Origin of the sequence: Streptomyces sp. NBC_00306 (genome assembly GCF_036169555.1) — a bacterium.
Classification (GTDB): domain Bacteria; phylum Actinomycetota; class Actinomycetes; order Streptomycetales; family Streptomycetaceae; genus Streptomyces; species Streptomyces achmelvichensis.
This window is the reverse complement of sequence record NZ_CP108032.1, coordinates 504,337-522,617: the sequence shown is the minus strand read 5'-3', so window position 1 is coordinate 522,617 and position 18,281 is coordinate 504,337. Positions and strand designations below refer to the sequence as shown.

The window sequence follows — 18,281 nt, the reverse complement described above, 5'->3', positions numbered from 1 at the left end:
AGCCGTCGATCGGCAGGCTCGGCCATGCCGGCGCGAGCCGCTTATCTGCGCGCCCTCGCGATGACCTGACGACCAGCGGTCGCACGCCGTCCCCAGGGCGTTCAGAAGATGCTGGACCGCTGAGTCGGCCGGTCCGGCTAGCTGCGGGCGGCCAGCCAGATGATGAGGTCGCCGGCGATCCCGCCGATGTTCGTGTCGGTATCGACGCTGTGTTCGCGTCGTGTGCTGTCGCGCAGGACGATCTCGTAGCCCCCTTCGTCGAGGACGGTCACCGAGGCGAACCATGCGGGGTCGTCCTCGTGGGGCTGGACGACGATGAACGTGTTGTCCGAGTCGTTGAGTTCGCTGATGAGGTCGAACAGGGCGTCCTCGGACGGGTCGTCGATGTGGTGCCCGTTCTCGCTGTCGGCGCAGTAGTAGGTTGCCGCCACGATCCGTCCTCCTCTGTGCCGAGTTGCCGCCGGACGGCGCACTTGGACGCGGCGCGCCGCAACCACCGCTGAACTGCCCGGTGTTGTCAGTACCTCCGTGGCGTCCAGCGATGGATGAGTGAGATAGAACAGGCGGAGTTCATCCACTTCACCCTCGAAACGCGGCGGCCAATGGGGCGACGGGGTGAAGTCGTCCAGGACGAGCAGGCCACCGGGCGCGAGCATCTCGACGACCCGCCGTGGGTCGTCACGCTTGCCGCCGCCGTCGCAGAAGAAGACGTCGAAAGGGGCGTGCTGCTCCAGCAAGCGCCAGTCGCCGGTGAGCACGCTGACGCGTGCGTCGTCCGCGAAGACATCGGCCGCTCGACGGGCCGGCTCCTCGTCCCGCTCCACGGTGACCAGGTACGCGTCGGCGCCCAGCCCACTGTGCAGCCAGGCGGTGCCCACTCCCGAGCCGGTGCCGCTCTCCGCAATCACCCCGTCGGGTTTCGCAGCGGCGGCCAGACTCAGCAACCTGCCCACTTCCGGAAGGCAACTCTTCGTGAATCCCGTCTCGGAGGCGACACGCTCCGCGGCCACCACGCGAGCCGGAACCGCACGTTCTGCCACGGTCACGCCCCCTTCATCGTGAACGGGACGCTATCCGTCGGCGGGAGCGTCCGTACGGACTTTCAGCCGTCAGGCCGTGTCGAACCCTTCCCGGCCGAAGCACTGGGGTCGCCCGGATGACGCAGGCCATGAGTGATCCACTGGAAGGATAGGGGTACGAGCACGTGAGGCGGCCCGCCCGTATGCGGCTGCCCGCGCAGCAGGCGCGCGGCGCGTGGGTGGCGAGTGGCAGAGGGGAGACGACGTATGGCCGAGCAGCCGGGCCGCGACTGGACGGCCATGACGCGCGCGGACTTCGACCCTGACGTCCCTCTGCAGTTGGCAGTCCCCACGGGGCCCGCGGCCATTCCGGCCGAGCCCGACGAGTGCGGTACGGCCCCGCTGTTCGGTGACGAGTCGCCCGTCCGGCGAGCTCCGCGCACGGTCCGGCGCCGGGCGGTGCGCATCGATCAGGACGGCCTCTTCTGAGTGCATGCGGACGATCCCGGTGTTGACGCCTTCGGGACGGTGGAAACGCCGACTGCACAGGAATCACAGCGCAGTTCGTCAGGACGGCGGACCCGGTCCGGTTGCGCGCACCCGGCAGCAGGCGGCGGGACCGATGACGGAAAACTCCGTTGCCCGGTCGCCCTGTGCGCGCGTACCTTCGTCCGCATGGGAACTCTGTGACAGCCCCCCGCACGACCGTGTCGAGCTCTGCTCCGCGGTCGCGGCGTTGATTCGTCCTCGAATCCGTTCTATCGGCATCGGCCGAGAACTGGGGCTTTCGCATGCGTGCGCCACATCCCTCATCATCCCTCTCACAGCTTTCCCTGCGCGGTGTCTCCAAGCGTTACGACGACCGCACCGTGCTCGACCAGGTTTCGTTCAGCCTCACCCCCGGTGAGAAGGCCGGCGTCGTCGGTGACAACGGGGCCGGCAAGTCCACCTTGTTGAATCTTCTCGCCGGCAGAGAGCAACCCGACGCGGGGGAGCTGACTGTGACCGCGCCCGGCGGGACCGGGTATCTCGCCCAGAGCCTCGGCCTGCCCCCGGAAGCCACCGTCCAGGACGCCGTCGACCTGGCGCTGGCGGAGCTGCGTGCACTCGAAGCGGCTCTGCGACATGCCGAGAGAGCCCTCGCAGAGGCCCCCGTGGACGCGGATCTGACCGATCGCCTCGCCGAGTACGCGCGGCTGACCGAGCAGTACGAGGCCCGCGACGGCTACGGCGCCGACACCCGTGTGGACGCCGCGTTGCACGGGCTCGGTCTGCCGGGGCTCGCCCGGGACCGGCAGCTCGGCACCTTGTCCGGCGGTGAGCGGTCGCGGCTGGCGCTGGCCGCCACCCTGGCGTCCCGGCCCGAGCTGCTGCTGCTCGACGAGCCGACCAACGACCTGGACGACCGGGCCGTCGGGTGGCTGGAGGAGCATCTTCGGGCCCACCGCGGAACCGTCGTCGCGGTCACGCACGACCGCGTGTTCCTGGAGCGGCTCACCACCACGGTTCTGGAGGTCGACGGCGGTCGCGTTTCCCGCCACGGCAACGGATACGCCGGCTACCTCGCCGCCAAGGCCGCCGAACGCCGCCGACGGCAGCAGCAGTACGACGAGTGGCGTGCTGAGCTCGACCGGAGCCGCCGGCTGGCCGAGTCCAACGTCGCGCGCCTGGGCAGCATCCCGCGCAAGATTCCGAAGGCCATCTTCGGTTCCCCCGCGTTCCGCGCGCGGGGGCGGGCACACGGCGCGATGAGCCGTATCCGTAACGCCAAGGAAAGGGTCGAGCGGCTCACCGCGCACCCCGTGGCGCCGCCGCCGGACCCGTTGTCGTTCACGGCCCGCATCGCCACCGACAGCGGACCGGGCGAGGCGCCTGCGGCGAAGCTCGACGGTGTCGTCGTGGACGACCGGCTGCGGGTGCCCGAGCTGAGCATCGGCCCGGCGGAGCGGTTGTTGGTCACAGGCCCCAACGGAGCCGGTAAGAGCACCCTCTTGCGGGTCCTGGCCGGGGAACTCGCCCCGGACGTCGGCACCGTGGTGGTTCCCGGGCGAGTGGGACACCTGCGGCAGGAGGAAACGCCGTGGCCGTCGCCGCTGACCGTCCTGGAGGCGTTCGCACACGGCCGCCCCGGTGACCGGGACGAACACGCGGACCAGCTGCTGTCGCTGGGGCTGTTCGCACCGGAGGCACTGCGGCTGCGCGTCGGGGAGTTGTCGTACGGCCAGCGGCGCCGTATCGAACTGGCACGTCTGGTCAGTGAGCCGGTGGACCTGGTTCTGCTGGACGAGCCCACCAACCATCTCTCACCGGCGCTCGTGGAGGAACTGGAATCGGCGCTGACCGGTTTCGAGGGCGCGCTGGTGCTGGTCACCCACGACCGTCGGATGCGGTCGCGCTTCTCCGGCTCGCGGCTGGAGTTGCGCGAGGGGGCGGTGACCGGCGAACGGTGAAACGTGGGGACTGCCGTGTGCGTTTCGGTGATGGCGCGCACGGCGGTCACCGCGTTGCCGGGGGTGCAGCGGGCTGGTGACGACCCCCACGCCCGAGGTGTGCCGGGTCGTCCGGTGGCCGGTGACATGGATCTGCGGGAGTGAGGGAACGACGTCCGGTGGTCGCGTGATCTCGCGTGCGTAGGTGATCGACGTGGTGGAGCGGCACCTGCTCGTGGCAGCGGCCGGGCAGGCGACGCCGCCGATGGTGGTCGTCGGTGGGGAGCGACATGCGCTGGGCCGGTTGATCCATTGTCGGCCGGCGCGGTGCGCACGAACGCGGGAGCCGGCCGATGCCCTCGTCGGCTACGGCCCGTTCATCGTCGACGCTCTGGACGGCAGCTTGCACATGGTGCACCGGCAGTTCTGCGGTGACGGCCCGGAATGGGAGGACCAGTACCGGCAGAAGGTCCGGGGCGAGCTCCCGCCCGGGGCTCGATGTCGCGGTGCGGCGGCTCGCATGGGCGGGCCGCCGGCTCGACGCGTGCAAGGCGGTGCGCCGCGCCAGGGGGCGGGCTGAGTCCTGCCGACGCCCTCCGCTCCGTGGATGCCGTCGCTGCGGGAACCGACCCGCCCGCCGAACTGGCGTCCCGACTCCCGCAGCCCGACACGCGATACCTGGCCATCACCACGTACGGCGGCCCCTGCCCCGAGCCGGCGCGCTGGTCGGGCGCAGGGGACCACTCCTCGCGCTGACCTTCGTACGGCACTGGTCCCGAGACGGGAAATGCCTGGTCAAGCACTCGTCTGCCGGTGCTCCGCTTGACACGGGGTATCTCGGTGGCAGGCTGGTGGCAGCGCCTGCCGCTGTGAATCCGGCGTGTTGTGCGGCCGACGCCGCTGAGTCATGCCGGTACGTACAAGCGGTACGTGCAAGCCGGTACGTACGTCGCCCGCGGGTGGTCCAAGGAGATCTGCCGAGGAGGTGCCACCATGACTGACGTGTTCCGTGTCTGCAGTCACCTCGACCAGGTCCGGCCCGTGGTCACACCCGACAGCCCGGATTCCTGCATGGAATGCGTCGCTGAAGGTGGCACATGGGTGCACCTGCGGGAGTGCCAGATGTGTGGGCACGTGGCCTGCTGTGATTCCTCACCCGCCCGCCACGCCACCGCACACAACGCCTCCACCGGCCACCCGTTGATTCGCTCGTACGAACCGGGCGAGACCTGGTGGTGGTGCTACGAGGACCAGGTGGTCTTCGACGTCGAGGGTGAGGGCCCGGCCCGAGCGGCTTAGGGCCTCGCCCAGTCGGTCCGGCAGTCCCCGCGAGCTTGCGCGACGGGCCACCCGATCACCGGTGACACACATGTCTGATGCTCAAGGAGCTGTCATGCAGGAAGACAAGCACCCGGCCTACCGTCCTGTGGTGTTCCGAGACCGTGCGGCGGGTTACGCCTTCCTCACGCGTTCCACGGCCACGAGCGATCAGGAGATCACCTGGGACGACGGCGAGACGTACCCGGTGGTGGACGTCGAGATCTCCTCGGAGAGCCACCCCTTCTACACCGGCAAGGCGCGGACGGTCGACTCCGAGGGGCGCATCGCCCAGTTCGAGCGTCGTTTCGGGAGCACCCCCGAGTCCGGCGGCGAGGGCAGTGCGTGAGGCGACCGCGTGGCTCACAGCACGGGGCCGTGTGCGTCACGTTTGATCTTGTGGGGCGAGCACACACCGCCGAAGCGGCCTGATCCCGGACACGGCTTTCCCGGTCCACCACCCCTGTCCTGGCCACCCTCGACGGCGGGCCGACACCGGAAACGGCGCACCACGACTTGATAGGCAAGTGAATGCTTGCCTATTATGTGGTCGTGGCCGACGACCTTTTCAAAGCCCTGGCCGATCCCACCCGGCGCACCATTCTCGACGAGCTCACGGAGAAGTCCGGACAGACCCTGTTCGAGATCTGCTCGCGATTGAGCATGAAGCATCAGCTCGCGATCTCACGCCAGGGGGTCTCCCAGCACCTTGCCGTGCTGGAGGCCGCCGGGCTCGTCGAGACCAGGCGGGAAGGCCGCTACAAGTTCCACGACCTGAACACGGCCCCCCTTCGGCAGATCGCCGAGCGATGGCTCGTGCCCGACACATCCGGACCGGAAGAGAGCACCCCATGAAGATCCGTCTGACCAGCGTCTTCGTCGACGATCAGGCCAAGGCCCTGCGCTTCTACACCGAGATCCTCGGCTTCGTGAAGAAGCATGACGTCCCGTTGGGGGAGAAGGACCGGTGGCTGACCGTCGTCTCGGCCGACGAGCCCGGCGGCACCGAACTCCTCCTGGAGCCCGCCGGCCACCCGATCGTCAAGACCTACCGGGACACGCTCGTCGGCGACGGCATCCCGCTCGCCCAGTTCGCCGTCGAGGACGTGACGGCGGAGTACGAGCGCCTGCGCGGCCTCGGTGTCCGCTTCACCCAGGAGCCGCTGGAGATGGGGCCCGTCACCACCGCCGTCTTCGACGACACCTGCGGCAACCTCATCCAGATCGCGACCCAGCCGCAGTAGGCGGTCGGCTGCGCGGGCCCGCCCGCGACGGGAGCACCCGCCCCGGAATGCAACGGCGGCGGGGTCGCGGCTCCGGCAGCACGGCTCAGTCCGTGAAGAGCGCCGCGATCCGGGGCAGCCGGGCGGCGATCCGGCCGTGGTCGTCGAAGTCGAAGTCCCAAGCGGGGTCGAGTGGGGGGTAGTTGATGCTGAAGGAGCCTCCGGGCAGCTGCGCATCGGTGGCTCTCTCGTAGGCGTCCCAGGCGATGCTCAGGGTCCGTTCCCCTTCCAGATCCATGCCCACGTTCCAGATCCATGCCCACGCTCGCTGCCGCGCGGACGGCGGGCAGGTCGGCGAGACGATCGGCATCGTCGACGACCTGCTCGAAGGCGGTACGACCCTGGGTGATCAGCCTTCTCTGCACTGGTCAAAGCCAGCCGATCTGAGCGGTATCGGTCGTAGCCGGAGAGTGGCAGCGGATGGGCGGCGGTCACCAGTCGCGGACGGAGTCCACGGCTTCGATCAGCGCCGCGCGAGCGGCGCTCAGGTCGCGCCCGGCAGCTGTCTGCGCTTCGTCCGTCAAGAAGTCCAGAGCGTCGAACAGCTCCTCACGTTCCACGGTCTCGATGAAGTGTGTGCGGCTGTCGAGCGTGTTGATGGCGGCTCCGAAGGCGCGCCCGATTTCCGCGATGTTGCCACGCTGCTCGCCGCTGGTGACCTCGGACAGGAAGGCGTCCCGGGTGGCCTTGTACTGGGCAACGGCCTTGCGGTACCCGGCGTGGGGTATGTGCTCGCGGCCATCCCAGTCGCGGAGCGGGTTGGCGGCGTTGGCAGCTACCCATTCGGGCTTACGGGCACCGCGGACGTCGAGCTCGACTCCGTGCCGCACGTGCGGACGCCAGGTCTTGCGCATCGCGGCCGCGTAGTCCGCCGGAATGCCGTACAGCGACACGTCCTCCGCCTCCGGGACATGGCGCGGCAGCAGACAATCTGATGGCTCCATCCCGAACAGGTCACTGATTGTGAGCCCTTGCAGTCGTGGCAGCTGATTCAGGGCTGCCGCCGAGGTGAGCGTGCCCAGGTTCCCCGACAGCGACAAGCGGGTCAGATCCGGGAAGGCGGCGACCAGGCGGGCGCAGTTGAGCCGGGTGATCCCGCGGACGGTGAGGTGTTTGACGCCCGCCCGCACAACGTCGCGGGTGTGTTCGGTGGCAAGTTCGTCGGCTGTGCACGTCAGCGCGTACGGGGCATTCCAGTCCTCGCGGTCACCGGTGTCCCAGTGCCGCTGCCGGGCCAGCTGTTCGCCTCGCCCCCACATCGGGCTGTAGGAGTACGAGGGTGAGGTCACCAGCGAGGTCAGGGAGCCGATCACTGTGAAGCTCTTCGGAAGGACCCACCCGTGGTTGCAGTGCGAGAGCTTGCCGCCCCAGCTGTGGTGGGTGAGTCGGAGCGGCTGCACGTCGTCGCCCAGGTCGGCCACGGTCTCGGGCTCGGGCCCGGACCAGTCCAGTTCGAGAACCGCAGCGCACTTCGCCGCGGCGTCGATGCCGGTGACCTGTGAGGCGGTCCAGGCACCGAGCGCCTCGGAGTACACCGCGACGACGTCGCCGACGGCAACGGGCCTCGGTGGTTGGTCTCGTCTCATGCCCGGATGCTAACTGGCTGCGTCCGTCTGCTTGGTGCGGACGAAGGTCAGGGTCATGTAGCTTCCTTCGATCGCTCCGAGCCCCTATTCCTCCTCCGCCTTCTTGCGACGCAAGAGGAGATCCTTCTCGTTCCAGAACTCTTCGGTGTCCATGGCGCGGCACAGCCTGGCACTCGGGTACGACAACCGACGGAATCCCACCGTGCCGTGCACCCCGGAATACAGAGGCGCGGGACGCGTTGAGAAGCTACAACTCCCTTGCAGCAAAGGGCTGTACGGCGACTGGAGGGCGTGTGGCGGAGCGTGGACCGGGGTCACGTACCCGGCTGGACCGGATATCTTTGCTCGGCACCTTGCCCTTCGCGGCCACCGCGCTCACCGGCACCGTCGCGGTGTACATGGCTCTGGTGGCCTTCGGGAACATCACCGACTTCGACACCAATCGGCAGTTCGTCCAGCATGTGCTGGCCATGGACACCACGTTCAAGGACGAGGACGTCATGTGGCGGGCGATCGAGTCCCGCACGCTGAGCGACATCGCGTACGTCGGGATCATCGTCTGGGAAACGGTCGCCGCGGTCGTCCTCGTCGCGGCCACCTGGTGGTGGGTGAAAGGTCTCGCACGAGGGGAGTTCATCCGGGCGCGCCGGGCGTCCACTCTGGGGCTGACCATGATGCTGCTGCTCTTCGGTCTCGGCTTCATCGGTATCGGCGGTGAGTGGTTCCAGATGTGGCAGTCGTCCGACTGGAACGGCCTGGATGCCGCGAGCCGCAATGTGATGCTCGCTGCCTTCGTGCTCGTCGTGATCCATCTGCCCGCAGTGCGCGGCCGGGACGAGGGGGCGGAGGCCGCCGGCCCGGTGCGGTGAGTACGGCTCCATGAGCCCTCCGACGCCGGGCAGGCGCCGCGGGGCTGCCGGACCGCACCCCTGAAGCGTGGTCGACGCCGGAGGCGTGACGGAGGCCCGTCATGCCTCCGAGAGCGCTCCCGCATCGTCCGCGCGCCCGCCTGACCCGACGTACCAGGCCTCGCTCGGTGGCCCGCCCGGCCCGGATCGACAGACCCAGCTGTGTCAGGTTCATTGACAGAAGATGAACGCGGCCGGATTCTGAGAGCGCTCTCACCCTTCAGGCACCGTCCATTCCCTCCCCTCTGGCGACCCACAGGCCGCGTGGGCGCCGCACTTCCTGTCCCTCGGGATTCACCCCCACAAGGAGGAAAGAGCGTGTTCCCCTTACCGAAAATGCTCGCGTCCGTGGTGTCGGCATTGGTCGTCGCCACGGGCCTGACGGTCCTCGGCCCGTCGACATCCGCGGAGGCCGTGCCGGCGACCATTCCGCTCACGATCAAGAACAGTTCGGGGCGCAGCGAACCCGTCTACATCTACAACCTGGGCACCGAACTCTCGTCGGGCCGGCAGGGCTGGGCCGACGCCAACGGTACGTTCCACCCCTGGCCGGCGGGAGGCAATCCGCCGACGCCCGCCCCCGACGCCTCGATCGCGGGACCGGCCAACGGGCAGACCAGGACGATCCGGATGCCCAAGTTCTCGGGCCGCGTCTACTTCTCCATCGGCCAGAAGATCGTCTTCAAGGTCACCACCGGCGGTCTGGTGCAGCCCGCCGTGCAGAATCCGTCCGACCCCAACCGCAACATCCTGTTCAACTGGTCCGAGTACACGCTGAACGACGCCGGTCTGTGGATCAACAGCACCCAGGTCGACATGTTCTCGGCTCCGTACGCGGTGGGCGTCAAGCTCGCCAACGGCACGGTCAAGAACACCGGCAGGCTCAAGCCGGGCGGGTACAACGCCGTCTTCAACCAGCTGCGTTCGGCGGGCTGGGGCGGACTGATCCAGAACCGCCCCGACGGCACTCCGCTGCGTGCGCTCTCACCCGGTCACGGCATCGAGGCGGGCGGCCTCTCCGCCGGCGTCATGAACGACTACATCAACCGGGTCTGGAGCAGGTACAGCTCGTCCACGCTCACCGTGACGCCGTTCGCGAACCAGCCGAACACCAAGTACTACGGCAGGGTCTCGGGCAACGTCATGAACTTCACGAACGGCTCGGGAGCAGTGGTCACAAGCTTCCAGAAGCCCGACTCCGACAGCGTCTTCGGCTGCTACAAGCTCCTCGACGCCCCCAACGACCTGGTCCGCGGACCGATCTCCCGCACCCTGTGCGCGGGCTACAACCGCTCGACGCTGCTGACCAACCCCAACCAGCCCGACCCCAACAACGCCAACTTCTACCGGGACGCGGTCACCAACCACTACTCGCGCATCATCCACGGGCAGATGGTCGACGGTAAGGCGTACGGCTTCGCCTTCGACGACGTGGGTGCCCATGAGTCCCTGGTGCACGACGGCAACCCGCAAGAGGCCTACATGACGCTGGAACCGTTCAACTAGGGCCTGTCCGCCCCCCTGGGCCCTGTCCGGAGAACGGCCGGACAGGGCCTTCCGGCCCGTCCGCCACTGTCGTACCCAGGTTCTATGGTGGATCTCCCGAAGGAGGACACCTACGGACGGGGCGAACGGCATGACGGACTTCACGGGACGCTGGAAACTGCTCGGGGCGGTCTCCCACGACCCCGACGTGGCATACGAGTCCGAGGACGAGATCAGGATGGACGCGGTGATCGGCGGCACCCGGCTGGACCTGGAACTGCTCCTGCGCAAGTGGCTCGCCGGCGAGACGTTCGATGCGGAACCGCCCCTGGAACCGGCGGCGGGACTGACCCTGGACATCGGTGACGACGACACCTTCACGGAATCGGGTACGGCCGAGGTGGAGTGGTTCTGCGAGGAGGGTGTCCTCGAAGCCAAGGCCCTGCCGTTCGACGGCCGGATCGTCACCACCCCGGCCGGGAGCCACCTCCTGCTGCACGATCCCGTGACCGAACCGGCCTCCGCGGCCGGCTACCGGTACGGCGACGTCCGACTGCGGCTGGACGACGGCGACACGCAGATCGCCGACACCGTCGTACGGGCCGGCGACAGGCTGCGCCGGACGGTGTCCGTGGTGACCGACGAGATGTACCTCAGCCGCGTGCGGTACGAGTACGGGCGCGCCTGACCCCGCAATCCACCTGACCCCTGCGACCGTCGACGCTGCCACCCGTGAACCGCCCGCCGGTCACCGCCGGTTCCCGTCAGGGGCAGCTGTATGCGAACCGGACGTCCGCCGTGCGCGGGGACGGTGAGACGATCCGCAGTTCCGCCCGGGCGCGGTACTCCCCGGACCCGTGGAACGTCCACAGCAGATGCAGACGCGCCCGCTCCTGGCCGCGCGTCAGCTTCTCGGTCAGCAGTCCCGATGTGGTGCCGTCGCTCCGCACCCAGCGGTAGGTGAGGGTGCCCGGCCGGCCGTTGGTGTCCACCACGCCCACCACATCGGCCGTGCCGTCGCAGCCGGGACCCTCGGTGACCGTACGGACGGACACGTCCTGCACGGCGAGACCGGGCCCGAAGCGCTGCCAGGCGAGGAAGACGAGAACCGCCAGCAGCACCACGCCCGCCAGGGTGTACCGGCGGAGGCCGCCGCGGCGGGGCTTCTCGGGAGGCCGGCCGTTCTCGGGCAGTCCCGCCAGGGTGCCGCCGTGCCAGACCGCGGCCGTGGAGTTGTGGGGGACGCAGTTGCGGGCGAGCGCCGTCACGCCCGGCCCGAAGCGCAGGACCTCTCCCTCCACCCGGTCGGGCTCCGCGTCCGGCCGCACACGCTGGACCAGGGTCGCCCTCTCGGTGCCGGTCTCGGGTTCGTGTTCGGGTTCGGGGCGTTCGAACCACTGGCTGCCGAGCGCGGTCGCGCTGTACTCGTCGCCGCCGTCGTCGTGGCCTCGTCCGACCTCTGAACGGTCATGGCCGCCCTCGGAGCCGGGTCCTCCGTCGTGGTCACGGAGACGGTGGGTTCGGTCGTCGTTCATGAGATCGTGCACCGCCGGATGAAGACCTGCTGGGAGGAACTGCCGGAGGCGGCCGCCGGGTTGGTCGACGCCCGCACTCCCCAGTAGCAGCCCCGCCCCTGGAAGGTGTGGTCCAGCGTCAGCGTGTACTGCGTCGCGCCGCTGCGCTCGAAGGTCTGCGACCCGTCCGGGACGCCGAGTAGCCCTTGGGTGTCTCCCGTGAACCAGGTGATGACGACGGTGACGGGTCCCGTTCCGTCGGTGGCGACGTCCACCGACGCGACGCCGCCCGTGGTCGACACCTGGCGCAGGCCGGTGACGGACACGGACTTGACCCTCAGCGGAGCCGTGGTGGGCTCCGAGGGTGTGGGTGCGGCGGTCGTGGGGTCCGCGGTCGGTGGGCTCGGGGGAGTGGTGGGCGGATCCACGACGGGCGTGGGGGTGACGGCTCCGCCGCTCGCGGTGTCCGTCGGTGATGGGGACGGGGAGTCCGTGGCGGACGGCGAGGCGGATGCGGACACGGAGGGACTCGCCGACGGGGACGGGGCCTCGCTCGGCCAGACGGTCGTGCCGGGCCGGGCACTGGTGGTGGCGAGAGACTGGGCCGTCACCGGTGGGACGCCGCCGCCCGTGGCATCCGCGGCCACCACGACCAGTATCCCGATGACGATGGCGGCGACACCGGTCAGGATGCCCCGGAGACCGGGTTTCCAGCTGCCGGCCCGGCCTCCGCCGAGCGCCGTCGTGGCCACCGCCGTCGTTCCCGCCGATTGTCCGCCGGCGGAGGGGAACAGCAGCGGCAGCAGGGCGGCCAGCGCGGCGAGCCGGCGCTGACCCCGCTCTTCCCAGTCCTCGCCGTACGCGGCCCGGGCGACGTCCTCCAGCTCGTTCACGAACGCCGCCGCGTTCTCCGGGCGTTCCTCCGGGGTCTTCGCCAGTCCGCGCCGGATCAGCGGCCGTACCGGTTCGGGGGCGTCGTCGTCGGGGACCGGCGCGCCGATGTGCTGAAGGGCCAGTTCGGCGAAGTTCTCGCCGGTGAACGGCTTGTGTCCGGTCAGGCATTCGTAGAAGGTCGCGGTCGCCGCGTAGACATCGGCGGCCGGAGAGGCGGGTTCCCCGTTCCACTGCTCCGGCGCCATGTACGCGGGGGTCCCGGCCACCCCGGGGGTGGTGCCACGGCCCGCCGCGATACCGAAGTCGACCAGCTTGGACGTTCCGTCCGCGGCGACCAGGACGTTCTCCGGCTTGTAGTCACGGTGGACGACCCCCGCGCGGTGCGCCGCGGCCAGCCCCAGCAGGGAGCCCTTGAGGACCACCAGTGCGGCCTCGGGCCCGGTGGCGCCCTCGCGGAGCAGCAGCGTGCGCAGGGCGACACCGTCGACGAGCTCCATCACGATGGCGGCGCCGTGCGGGGCTTCGACGTACTCGTACAGGCCGACGACGTACGGCGAGTCGAGACCGCCGAGCAGCCGGGCCTCGGAGCGGAAGTCCTGGACGAAGGCGGTGTCCGTCCGCAGGGTCTCGCTGAGGTACTTGACGGCCACCGGAACGCCGGTCGCGTCATGGACGGCCAGGACGACCCGCCCGCTGGCGCCGGAACCCAGCTCACGGGTCTCCGTGTACCCGGGCACTGTCCACGCGTTCATCCGTCCCCCTTGCCGCAAGTGCTCCCGCCGTATGTCCGGGGCGTGGTCGCACGGAACGCGACCGCCGCACGGTAGCCCACTTGCTCTCCCCAGGGCAGACACAATTCCGTCACGACCGGTTCCCGTGCCCCGGGGACCGAGGAACAGCCCCCGGTCGGCGGCTCCTGCCGCGCTCGCCGTCCCCGGCGCCGCTCGTTGCTATGCGGTCCGGTAACGCAGCAGCAGTACACCGGAGTTGAACTGCCGTGTCTCGACCAGGCGCAGCCGCGGGACCTTCTCGGCGTCCTCGAAGAGACGCTGCCCGTGGCCGATGACGACCGGGTACACGAATAGCCGGTACTCGTCGACGAGTCCTGTCCCGACGAGTTCACGCACCAGGGTCATGCTGCCGGTGGTGACGATGTCCTTGCCCGGAGCGGACTTCAGCGCCTCCACCTCCTCCATGAGGCCGCCGCGCAGAACGGTGGTGCGGTCCCACTCGGGATCGTCCAGGGTGCCGGACACCACGTACTTGGACACCGAGTTGAGGTAGCCCGACACGCCTGTCGTGTCGTCGGTCCGGCGGGGCCAGAAGCCTCGCATCTCCTCGAAGGTGACCCGCCCGACGAGAAGCGCGTCGGCGGCCGCCATATGGGTGCCGAGTGCTGCCTCGATGTCGGACCGGTCCGCCTCCGCGTCGACCCCGGCCGGCCCGAACCAGCCCTCTGCCGCATCGATGACGCCGTCGAGCGTGATGTTCTCGGTGATGATCAGGTCGCGCATGTCCGGGCTCCAGACGTCGGTTCGGTCTCCTCCATAGGACTGCCGCCGTGCGCCGGACTCATCGGGTTGCAGGACTCAACGGGTTGTGGCGTCCGGGATGCATTCGCGCTCCGTGCGAGGCACGGTGGAGGCATGCCTCCTCACCCACCGGTCATCGTTCACCCTCCGTCGCCCAGCGGCGGCCGAAGAGTGACCATCCACGGACAGATCGCCGGCCTCGCGCACGGCCGCGGCGACCTGGCGGAACTGCTGCGCAAGGAACTCGGTGCCCAGGACGAGGTGATCGATCTGTCCGACACGGATCTGATCGAGTGGCGTGGCGGCGGAGTCGACGACTGGCCGCATCCCTGAGGAGCGGGCCGCATCGGGAAAGAGGAAGCCCCGGCTGGAGGGGGGAATCCAGCCGGGGCGGTATGAGGTGGACACGGAGGGCGGTCGCCTCGCGGCGAAAGGCTCCATGGGGCTTCAGCCGAACGATCTTCCCCATGGGCTGTAGGTAGGGCCCGGGGACACTGTCCCCTCCGCAGCCACATACCGCTCAACGGGCGGCCGGCCCCCGTTGTTCCGGTATTCACCGTTCCGGCATGTGATGTGCCTCATGCCGACCGCGGCCTCGGTGCCAGGAGCGGTCACGCAGGTGCGAACCGGCCCCCGGGGCCCAATGGCGTCGATCACCACGGCCGGTTCGGGGAGTTCCGGCGTATCCATGGTCGCGACGGCTGCACGGCGGCCTCAGTGGAGGGCGCCCGCTCCTGTGCTCGCGGCGCGGGCCTGCGCATCATCGTCGTGGACGGCCAGGTGGTAGACGGCGAAGGCCCTGCCGATCACCGGCTGGGCGACATTGCGCACCCGTACACCGCCGCTGGTCATCCCGTGTTCGGCGCCGTGATGCGCGTGCCCGTGGACCGCGAGGTCGGCGCCCGCGGCGTCCATCGCCTCCGCCAGCAGATAGCTGCCGAGGAAGGGGAAGATCTCCAGCGGCTCGCCCGCCAGCGTGTCCGCCACCGGCGCGTAGTGCGTCAGCGCGATCCGTACGGTGCAGCCGCGCGCCTCCAGATCCTCCAGGGAGCGCCGCAGTTCCGCCGAGCAGCGTTTCGTCAGGCGGATGAAGTCCTTCATCTCGGGTTCGCCGAAATCGCCGCCCTCGCGTCCCGCGAAGCCCCCGCCGAAGCCCTTGGTCCCGGCGATCCCGACGCGTACACCGCCGATGTCGAGCACCGTGCCGTCGCCTTCCAGCACGGTGACGCCAGCCTCGCCGAGCAGGTGAGCGATCTCGGTCTGGAGATCGCTGTGGTAGTCGTGATTGCCCAGCACGGCCACCACGGGCACGTCGAGGCCGGCCACCTCCCGGGCCACGACGGCGGCCTCGTCGAGCGTCCCGTGCCGTGTCAGGTCCCCGGCGAGGAGCAGCAGATCCGCGCACTCGCCCAGCGTCTCGAAAGCGGGGCGGAGCACGCCGGCGCTGTCCGGGGCCATATGGATGTCGCCGACTGCTGCTACGCGGATCACGCCAGCTCCTCGGGGTGGTCGGGGGCGGTGGCACACACCACCACCAGGTCCTCACGGACGGGCAGCCCCGAGAGCTCGTCCTCGGCGATACGCAGGATCTCGTCGCGGCAGGCGGCGCTCGGCACGCTGCCGGACAGCAGGACGCTGTCGCCGCGCATCTCGATCCGCACGCCCATCTCCGCGGCGGATCCCTTCGCCAGCCGCTCGCGCAGATGGGCGATGCGGTACTCGGCGGTATCCGTGTGGCTCATGAGTCCTCGTCCCCCTGCTCGGTGTCCGTACCCCGCTCGTCGATGATCTCCAGACGTTCCAGAAGGTAGAGGAAGGCATCGGGCATCGGAGCGTCCTCGTAGTCCCGGCGCAGCCGGTCCCAGTCGATCTTCTCCCGCAGCGTCCGGGCGATCGGCAGGACGGCGCCGAAGTCGCAGTGGTGCTCCGAGAACGCGGCCATCAGGCTGCTCACCAGGTCGGTCGGGGAGAGGACCGGCATCCGGACCGAGTCCACCGGCAGGATCTCCGCCCGGTCCAGCAGCTCGTGCGTCACGGGTCGCTGGGCGAGCTCGAAGATCAGGTCGATCTCCTCGCCGTGGCTGCGCGCCTTGATCAGCCAGTCCTCGGGAGGCGTGCGGACCTCGACGCCCGCGGCCTCCAGCTCCTGGGTCACCGCCTCGGCGTCCTCGCGCAGGATGCAGAAGTCCACGTCGTGCTGGAAGCTCGCGGGCACCCCGTGCGCGTAGGCGGCGACGCTGCCCACCAGGGCGAACGGGTGCCCGCCGCTCTTGAGCCGGGCGGCGACGTGCTTGGTCGCTTCCAGGATGGCCTGCGTACGGTCCGGCGGCAGGGGCCATGGGCTGCTCCGCCGGCCGGCGCCCTGGGCGGCTTCGGCGGGGAGACCGGTCGCCGGGCTGCCGACGGCCAGGTGCAGGCCGGTCGGCTCCGCGCGGTCGCCGAGCTGCGTGGCGTCCTGAGAGTGCTTGCTCACGAGTGCACCGTCCTCCTCGTCGGCCGGCCGGGAACTGTCGGCTTCCCGGCCTGTGGCGTGGTCCCTCTTCACTCCGTGCCCATCTCGCGGCGTTCCTCATCGCTCCAGGCCCGGGTGTCACGGGGCTGGACGTACGGTTCCTCGTCCGCGGGGTGCCCGCCGACGATGGCCCGCTCGCGTGCCATCTCGGCGTCGAACTCCAGGCCGAGCAGGATCGCCAGATTGGTGATCCACAGCCACACCAGGAAGACGATCACGCCGGCGAGGGTGCCGTAGGTCTTGTTGTAGGAGGCGAAGTTCGCCACGTAGAGGGCGAAGCCGGCGGAGGCCGCGATCCAGATCAGCAGGGCCAGGAAGCTGCCGGGCGTGACCCACTTGAAACCGCGCCCCTTCGCGTTCGGGGAGGCCCAGTACAGGATCGCGATCATGATCGTGACCAGCAGCACCAGGACGGGCCACTTCGCGATGGACCACACCGTCAGCGCGGTGTCCCCGATGCCGAGGGCGCTGCCCACCTGCCGGGCGATTCCGCCCGTGAACACGACGATCAGCGCGCTGGCGCAGGCCAGGACCATCAGCACCACCGTGACGACGAGGCGCAGGGGAGTGACCTTCCAGACCGGACGGCCCTCGGGGATGTCGTAGACGGCGTTGGAGCTGCGGATGAACGCCGCCACATAGCCCGATGCCGACCACAGCGCCGCCAGCAGACCGACGATCGCCAGGACCGATCCGGTGCCGCTGCTGGCCTGGAGCTGCTCGACGGCGTCGGAGATGATCTGGCGCGCCGACCCGGGGGTGAGCTTCTCGAGATTGTCGAGAATCGACTGCGTCGTGGACTTCCCCGCGACGCCGAGCAGTGACACGAGCACCAGCAGCGCCGGGAACAGCGCGAGCACTCCGTAGTACGTGAGCGCGGCGGCCCGGTCCGCGAGTTCGTCGTCCTTGAACTCCGCGGCCGTACGGCGCAGCACCGACCACCACGACTTCTTGGGCAGCTCCGCCGGAGTGTCCGGGGCCGCCTCGGACTCACCCGGAGGAGGGTTGCCGGTCTGCGCCGAGGGGTCCTCGGGGTGTGCCGGAGGCTGTTCCTTGGTGTGCCAGATGCGTGCCATGCCGTTACGGGTAACCGCAAAACCGCTGAAGTCACCTGCCCGGCAGAAGTCCCGCCGTGCGGCGGCCGTGCGGATGCCCGGCGGGCCCGCAGCCGCTACGGGGTGCCGTCCTCCTCGTCGGGAATCGTGTGCATCGCGGCTTCCTCCGCGGACGCCGCGCCACCGTCGATGCCGACGTCCCGCGCCGTCACGTCGTTGTACTGACGGGACGCGTAGCCGTCCTGGGTCAGCCTTCCGGAGCGGGCGTCTCCCGCCTCGTCGTCGATGGGCTCGCCCTCGCCGCGGGGCAGATCGCCGATCCCGTCACCCGGCTCCGGTTCGACGTCCGGAGTCTCCTGGGCGAGCCGCTGATCGAGGGACTCACCCTCCCGCTGTTCCTCGCCGGTGGTGCCGTACTTCCCCACACCCAACGGGCGCTCGGGCGGTGAGTAGCCTTCCTCGACGATGTCGTCCAGATCCCGCTCGCCGATCGCGTTCTCCAGGTCGAGGTCGTCGGTCGGACGGTTCTGGCTCTCCGTCGCGTCGGGCTGGTACACGTCGTCGCCACGTGCTTCGTCGGACATGTCAGGCTCCTCGTCTCCCGTGAGATCGGCCCCGTGGTGGGCGGGCACGACTCGAAGCGCGTGCCGCACCGGCGTGCGTACGCGCAAAGTCGCACATTCCGGGTGCCCGAAGAGAAGCGGGTAAACCTCTGGGACTGCTGGGAAGCCACGTCGCCATGACGGC

General features: G+C 69.6%; 23 protein-coding genes and 1 pseudogene. 12 read left to right on the top strand and 12 right to left on the bottom strand.

Annotation, left to right across the window (positions count from 1 at the left end; translation table 11 throughout):
• Positions 1 to 137 precede the first annotated feature (137 nt).
• A complete protein-coding gene (locus tag OHA05_RS02375) occupies positions 138 to 431 on the bottom strand; it encodes a hypothetical protein (protein WP_313948110.1) in 294 nt (97 codons plus the stop codon).
• Between the two features lie 48 nt (positions 432 to 479).
• Positions 480 to 1,046, bottom strand: a pseudogene (locus OHA05_RS02370) (O-methyltransferase); the annotation flags it as partial.
• Positions 1,047 to 1,286: 240 nt separating this feature from the next.
• Here OHA05_RS02370 and OHA05_RS02365 point away from each other — a divergent pair.
• The 8 genes from OHA05_RS02365 (at position 1,287) to OHA05_RS02330 (ending at position 6,009) form a co-directional block, all read left to right on the top strand.
• Positions 1,287 to 1,508 (top strand): hypothetical protein, encoded by a 222-nt coding sequence (locus tag OHA05_RS02365; protein WP_313948112.1) that lies wholly within the window; start codon positions 1,287 to 1,289, stop codon positions 1,506 to 1,508.
• 302 nt (positions 1,509 to 1,810) lie between these two features.
• Positions 1,811 to 3,469, top strand: a complete 1,659-nt coding sequence (locus OHA05_RS02360; RefSeq protein ID WP_328859624.1) for a TlrC/CarA/OleB/SrmB family ABC-F type ribosomal protection protein — start codon at positions 1,811 to 1,813, stop codon at positions 3,467 to 3,469.
• Positions 3,470 to 3,653: 184 nt separating this feature from the next.
• Positions 3,654 to 4,028, top strand: coding sequence for a hypothetical protein (locus OHA05_RS02355; RefSeq protein ID WP_328859623.1), 375 nt, complete (start codon positions 3,654 to 3,656; stop codon positions 4,026 to 4,028).
• A gap of 23 nt (positions 4,029 to 4,051) precedes the next feature.
• Positions 4,052 to 4,204, top strand: coding sequence for a hypothetical protein (locus OHA05_RS02350; protein WP_328859622.1), 153 nt, complete (start codon positions 4,052 to 4,054; stop codon positions 4,202 to 4,204).
• Between the two features lie 237 nt (positions 4,205 to 4,441).
• Positions 4,442 to 4,747 carry a UBP-type zinc finger domain-containing protein gene (locus tag OHA05_RS02345; protein WP_313948115.1) on the top strand — a complete coding sequence of 102 codons (306 nt, stop codon included), beginning with the start codon at positions 4,442 to 4,444 and terminating at the stop codon, positions 4,745 to 4,747.
• A 94-nt stretch (positions 4,748 to 4,841) separates the two neighbouring features.
• Positions 4,842 to 5,114: a type B 50S ribosomal protein L31 gene (locus OHA05_RS02340; protein WP_313948116.1), complete on the top strand. Its 273-nt coding sequence runs from the start codon at positions 4,842 to 4,844 to the stop codon at positions 5,112 to 5,114.
• Between the two features lie 203 nt (positions 5,115 to 5,317).
• Entirely contained in the window at positions 5,318 to 5,620 is a 303-nt protein-coding gene (locus OHA05_RS02335) for an ArsR/SmtB family transcription factor (protein ID WP_313948117.1), read from the top strand.
• The gene (locus OHA05_RS02330; protein WP_313948118.1) at positions 5,617 to 6,009 is read left to right on the top strand and encodes a VOC family protein; all 393 of its coding nucleotides are present in this window, start codon (positions 5,617 to 5,619) and stop codon (positions 6,007 to 6,009) included. The genes OHA05_RS02335 and OHA05_RS02330 overlap by 4 nt, the downstream gene beginning before the upstream one ends.
• 85 nt (positions 6,010 to 6,094) lie before the next feature.
• On the opposite strand, the gene OHA05_RS02325 is transcribed toward OHA05_RS02330, so the two are convergent.
• Both OHA05_RS02325 and OHA05_RS02320 read right to left on the bottom strand, forming a co-directional pair.
• On the bottom strand, positions 6,095 to 6,286 hold the full coding sequence (locus OHA05_RS02325; protein WP_328859621.1) for a hypothetical protein: 192 nt from the start codon (positions 6,284 to 6,286) through the stop codon (positions 6,095 to 6,097).
• A gap of 193 nt (positions 6,287 to 6,479) precedes the next feature.
• Positions 6,480 to 7,634 carry a hypothetical protein gene (locus tag OHA05_RS02320; protein WP_328859620.1) on the bottom strand — a complete coding sequence of 385 codons (1,155 nt, stop codon included), beginning with the start codon at positions 7,632 to 7,634 and terminating at the stop codon, positions 6,480 to 6,482.
• 293 nt (positions 7,635 to 7,927) lie between these two features.
• Here OHA05_RS02320 and OHA05_RS02315 point away from each other — a divergent pair, with 293 nt between their 5' ends.
• From OHA05_RS02315 to OHA05_RS02305, 3 genes are all read left to right on the top strand, one after another.
• A complete protein-coding gene (locus OHA05_RS02315; protein WP_328859619.1) occupies positions 7,928 to 8,503 on the top strand; it encodes a DUF2165 domain-containing protein in 576 nt (191 codons plus the stop codon).
• Between the two features lie 375 nt (positions 8,504 to 8,878).
• A complete protein-coding gene (locus OHA05_RS02310; protein WP_328863321.1) occupies positions 8,879 to 10,048 on the top strand; it encodes a glycoside hydrolase family 64 protein in 1,170 nt (389 codons plus the stop codon).
• Positions 10,049 to 10,178: 130 nt separating this feature from the next.
• On the top strand, positions 10,179 to 10,715 hold the full coding sequence (locus OHA05_RS02305) for a hypothetical protein (protein ID WP_328859618.1): 537 nt from the start codon (positions 10,179 to 10,181) through the stop codon (positions 10,713 to 10,715).
• A gap of 76 nt (positions 10,716 to 10,791) precedes the next feature.
• On the opposite strand, the gene OHA05_RS02300 is transcribed toward OHA05_RS02305, so the two are convergent.
• The 3 genes from OHA05_RS02300 to OHA05_RS02290 all read right to left on the bottom strand — a co-directional run bounded on the left by OHA05_RS02300 (position 10,792) and on the right by OHA05_RS02290 (position 13,949).
• On the bottom strand, positions 10,792 to 11,562 hold the full coding sequence (locus OHA05_RS02300) for a hypothetical protein (protein WP_328859617.1): 771 nt from the start codon (positions 11,560 to 11,562) through the stop codon (positions 10,792 to 10,794).
• Positions 11,559 to 13,187, bottom strand: a complete 1,629-nt coding sequence (locus OHA05_RS02295) for a serine/threonine-protein kinase (RefSeq protein WP_328859616.1) — start codon at positions 13,185 to 13,187, stop codon at positions 11,559 to 11,561. The genes OHA05_RS02300 and OHA05_RS02295 overlap by 4 nt, the downstream gene beginning before the upstream one ends.
• A 198-nt stretch (positions 13,188 to 13,385) precedes the next feature.
• On the bottom strand, positions 13,386 to 13,949 hold the full coding sequence (locus OHA05_RS02290) for a dihydrofolate reductase family protein (RefSeq protein ID WP_328859615.1): 564 nt from the start codon (positions 13,947 to 13,949) through the stop codon (positions 13,386 to 13,388).
• Positions 13,950 to 14,081: 132 nt separating this feature from the next.
• On the opposite strand from OHA05_RS02290, the gene OHA05_RS02285 reads away from it, so the two are divergent.
• Entirely contained in the window at positions 14,082 to 14,300 is a 219-nt protein-coding gene (locus OHA05_RS02285) for a hypothetical protein (RefSeq protein ID WP_313948125.1), read from the top strand.
• 381 nt (positions 14,301 to 14,681) lie between these two features.
• Here OHA05_RS02285 and OHA05_RS02280 read toward each other — a convergent pair whose 3' ends face one another.
• The 5 genes from OHA05_RS02280 to OHA05_RS02260 all read right to left on the bottom strand — a co-directional run bounded on the left by OHA05_RS02280 (position 14,682) and on the right by OHA05_RS02260 (position 18,118).
• A complete protein-coding gene (locus OHA05_RS02280) occupies positions 14,682 to 15,458 on the bottom strand; it encodes a metallophosphoesterase family protein (RefSeq protein WP_313948126.1) in 777 nt (258 codons plus the stop codon).
• On the bottom strand, positions 15,455 to 15,709 hold the full coding sequence (locus tag OHA05_RS02275; RefSeq protein ID WP_328859614.1) for a hypothetical protein: 255 nt from the start codon (positions 15,707 to 15,709) through the stop codon (positions 15,455 to 15,457). Before OHA05_RS02275 ends, OHA05_RS02280 begins: the two co-directional genes overlap by 4 nt.
• Entirely contained in the window at positions 15,706 to 16,440 is a 735-nt protein-coding gene (locus OHA05_RS02270) for a nucleotidyltransferase family protein (RefSeq protein WP_313948128.1), read from the bottom strand. The genes OHA05_RS02275 and OHA05_RS02270 overlap by 4 nt, the downstream gene beginning before the upstream one ends.
• A gap of 68 nt (positions 16,441 to 16,508) precedes the next feature.
• Positions 16,509 to 17,555: a YihY/virulence factor BrkB family protein gene (locus tag OHA05_RS02265; protein WP_328859613.1), complete on the bottom strand. Its 1,047-nt coding sequence runs from the start codon at positions 17,553 to 17,555 to the stop codon at positions 16,509 to 16,511.
• 95 nt (positions 17,556 to 17,650) lie between these two features.
• The gene (locus OHA05_RS02260) at positions 17,651 to 18,118 is read right to left on the bottom strand and encodes a DUF5709 domain-containing protein (protein ID WP_313948130.1); all 468 of its coding nucleotides are present in this window, start codon (positions 18,116 to 18,118) and stop codon (positions 17,651 to 17,653) included.
• Positions 18,119 to 18,281: the final 163 nt, after the last annotated feature.

Bases quoted from the DNA above. Each gene is read 5' to 3' on its own strand.
- OHA05_RS02300 (WP_328859617.1), bottom strand. From the start codon at position 11,562: ATGAACGACGACCGAACCCACCGTCTCCGTGACCACGACGGAGGACCC.
- OHA05_RS02330 (WP_313948118.1), top strand. From the start codon at position 5,617: ATGAAGATCCGTCTGACCAGCGTCTTCGTCGACGATCAGGCCAAGGCC.
- OHA05_RS02360 (WP_328859624.1), top strand. From the start codon at position 1,811: ATGCGTGCGCCACATCCCTCATCATCCCTCTCACAGCTTTCCCTGCGC.
- OHA05_RS02325 (WP_328859621.1), bottom strand. From the start codon at position 6,286: ATGGATCTGGAAGGGGAACGGACCCTGAGCATCGCCTGGGACGCCTAC.
- OHA05_RS02290 (WP_328859615.1), bottom strand. From the start codon at position 13,949: ATGCGCGACCTGATCATCACCGAGAACATCACGCTCGACGGCGTCATC.
- OHA05_RS02365 (WP_313948112.1), top strand. From the start codon at position 1,287: ATGGCCGAGCAGCCGGGCCGCGACTGGACGGCCATGACGCGCGCGGAC.
- OHA05_RS02345 (WP_313948115.1), top strand. From the start codon at position 4,442: ATGACTGACGTGTTCCGTGTCTGCAGTCACCTCGACCAGGTCCGGCCC.
- OHA05_RS02295 (WP_328859616.1), bottom strand. From the start codon at position 13,187: ATGAACGCGTGGACAGTGCCCGGGTACACGGAGACCCGTGAGCTGGGT.
- OHA05_RS02340 (WP_313948116.1), top strand. From the start codon at position 4,842: ATGCAGGAAGACAAGCACCCGGCCTACCGTCCTGTGGTGTTCCGAGAC.
- OHA05_RS02305 (WP_328859618.1), top strand. From the start codon at position 10,179: ATGACGGACTTCACGGGACGCTGGAAACTGCTCGGGGCGGTCTCCCAC.
- OHA05_RS02320 (WP_328859620.1), bottom strand. From the start codon at position 7,634: ATGAGACGAGACCAACCACCGAGGCCCGTTGCCGTCGGCGACGTCGTC.
- OHA05_RS02310 (WP_328863321.1), top strand. From the start codon at position 8,879: ATGCTCGCGTCCGTGGTGTCGGCATTGGTCGTCGCCACGGGCCTGACG.
- OHA05_RS02265 (WP_328859613.1), bottom strand. From the start codon at position 17,555: ATGGCACGCATCTGGCACACCAAGGAACAGCCTCCGGCACACCCCGAG.
- OHA05_RS02260 (WP_313948130.1), bottom strand. From the start codon at position 18,118: ATGTCCGACGAAGCACGTGGCGACGACGTGTACCAGCCCGACGCGACG.
- OHA05_RS02275 (WP_328859614.1), bottom strand. From the start codon at position 15,709: ATGAGCCACACGGATACCGCCGAGTACCGCATCGCCCATCTGCGCGAG.
- OHA05_RS02285 (WP_313948125.1), top strand. From the start codon at position 14,082: ATGCCTCCTCACCCACCGGTCATCGTTCACCCTCCGTCGCCCAGCGGC.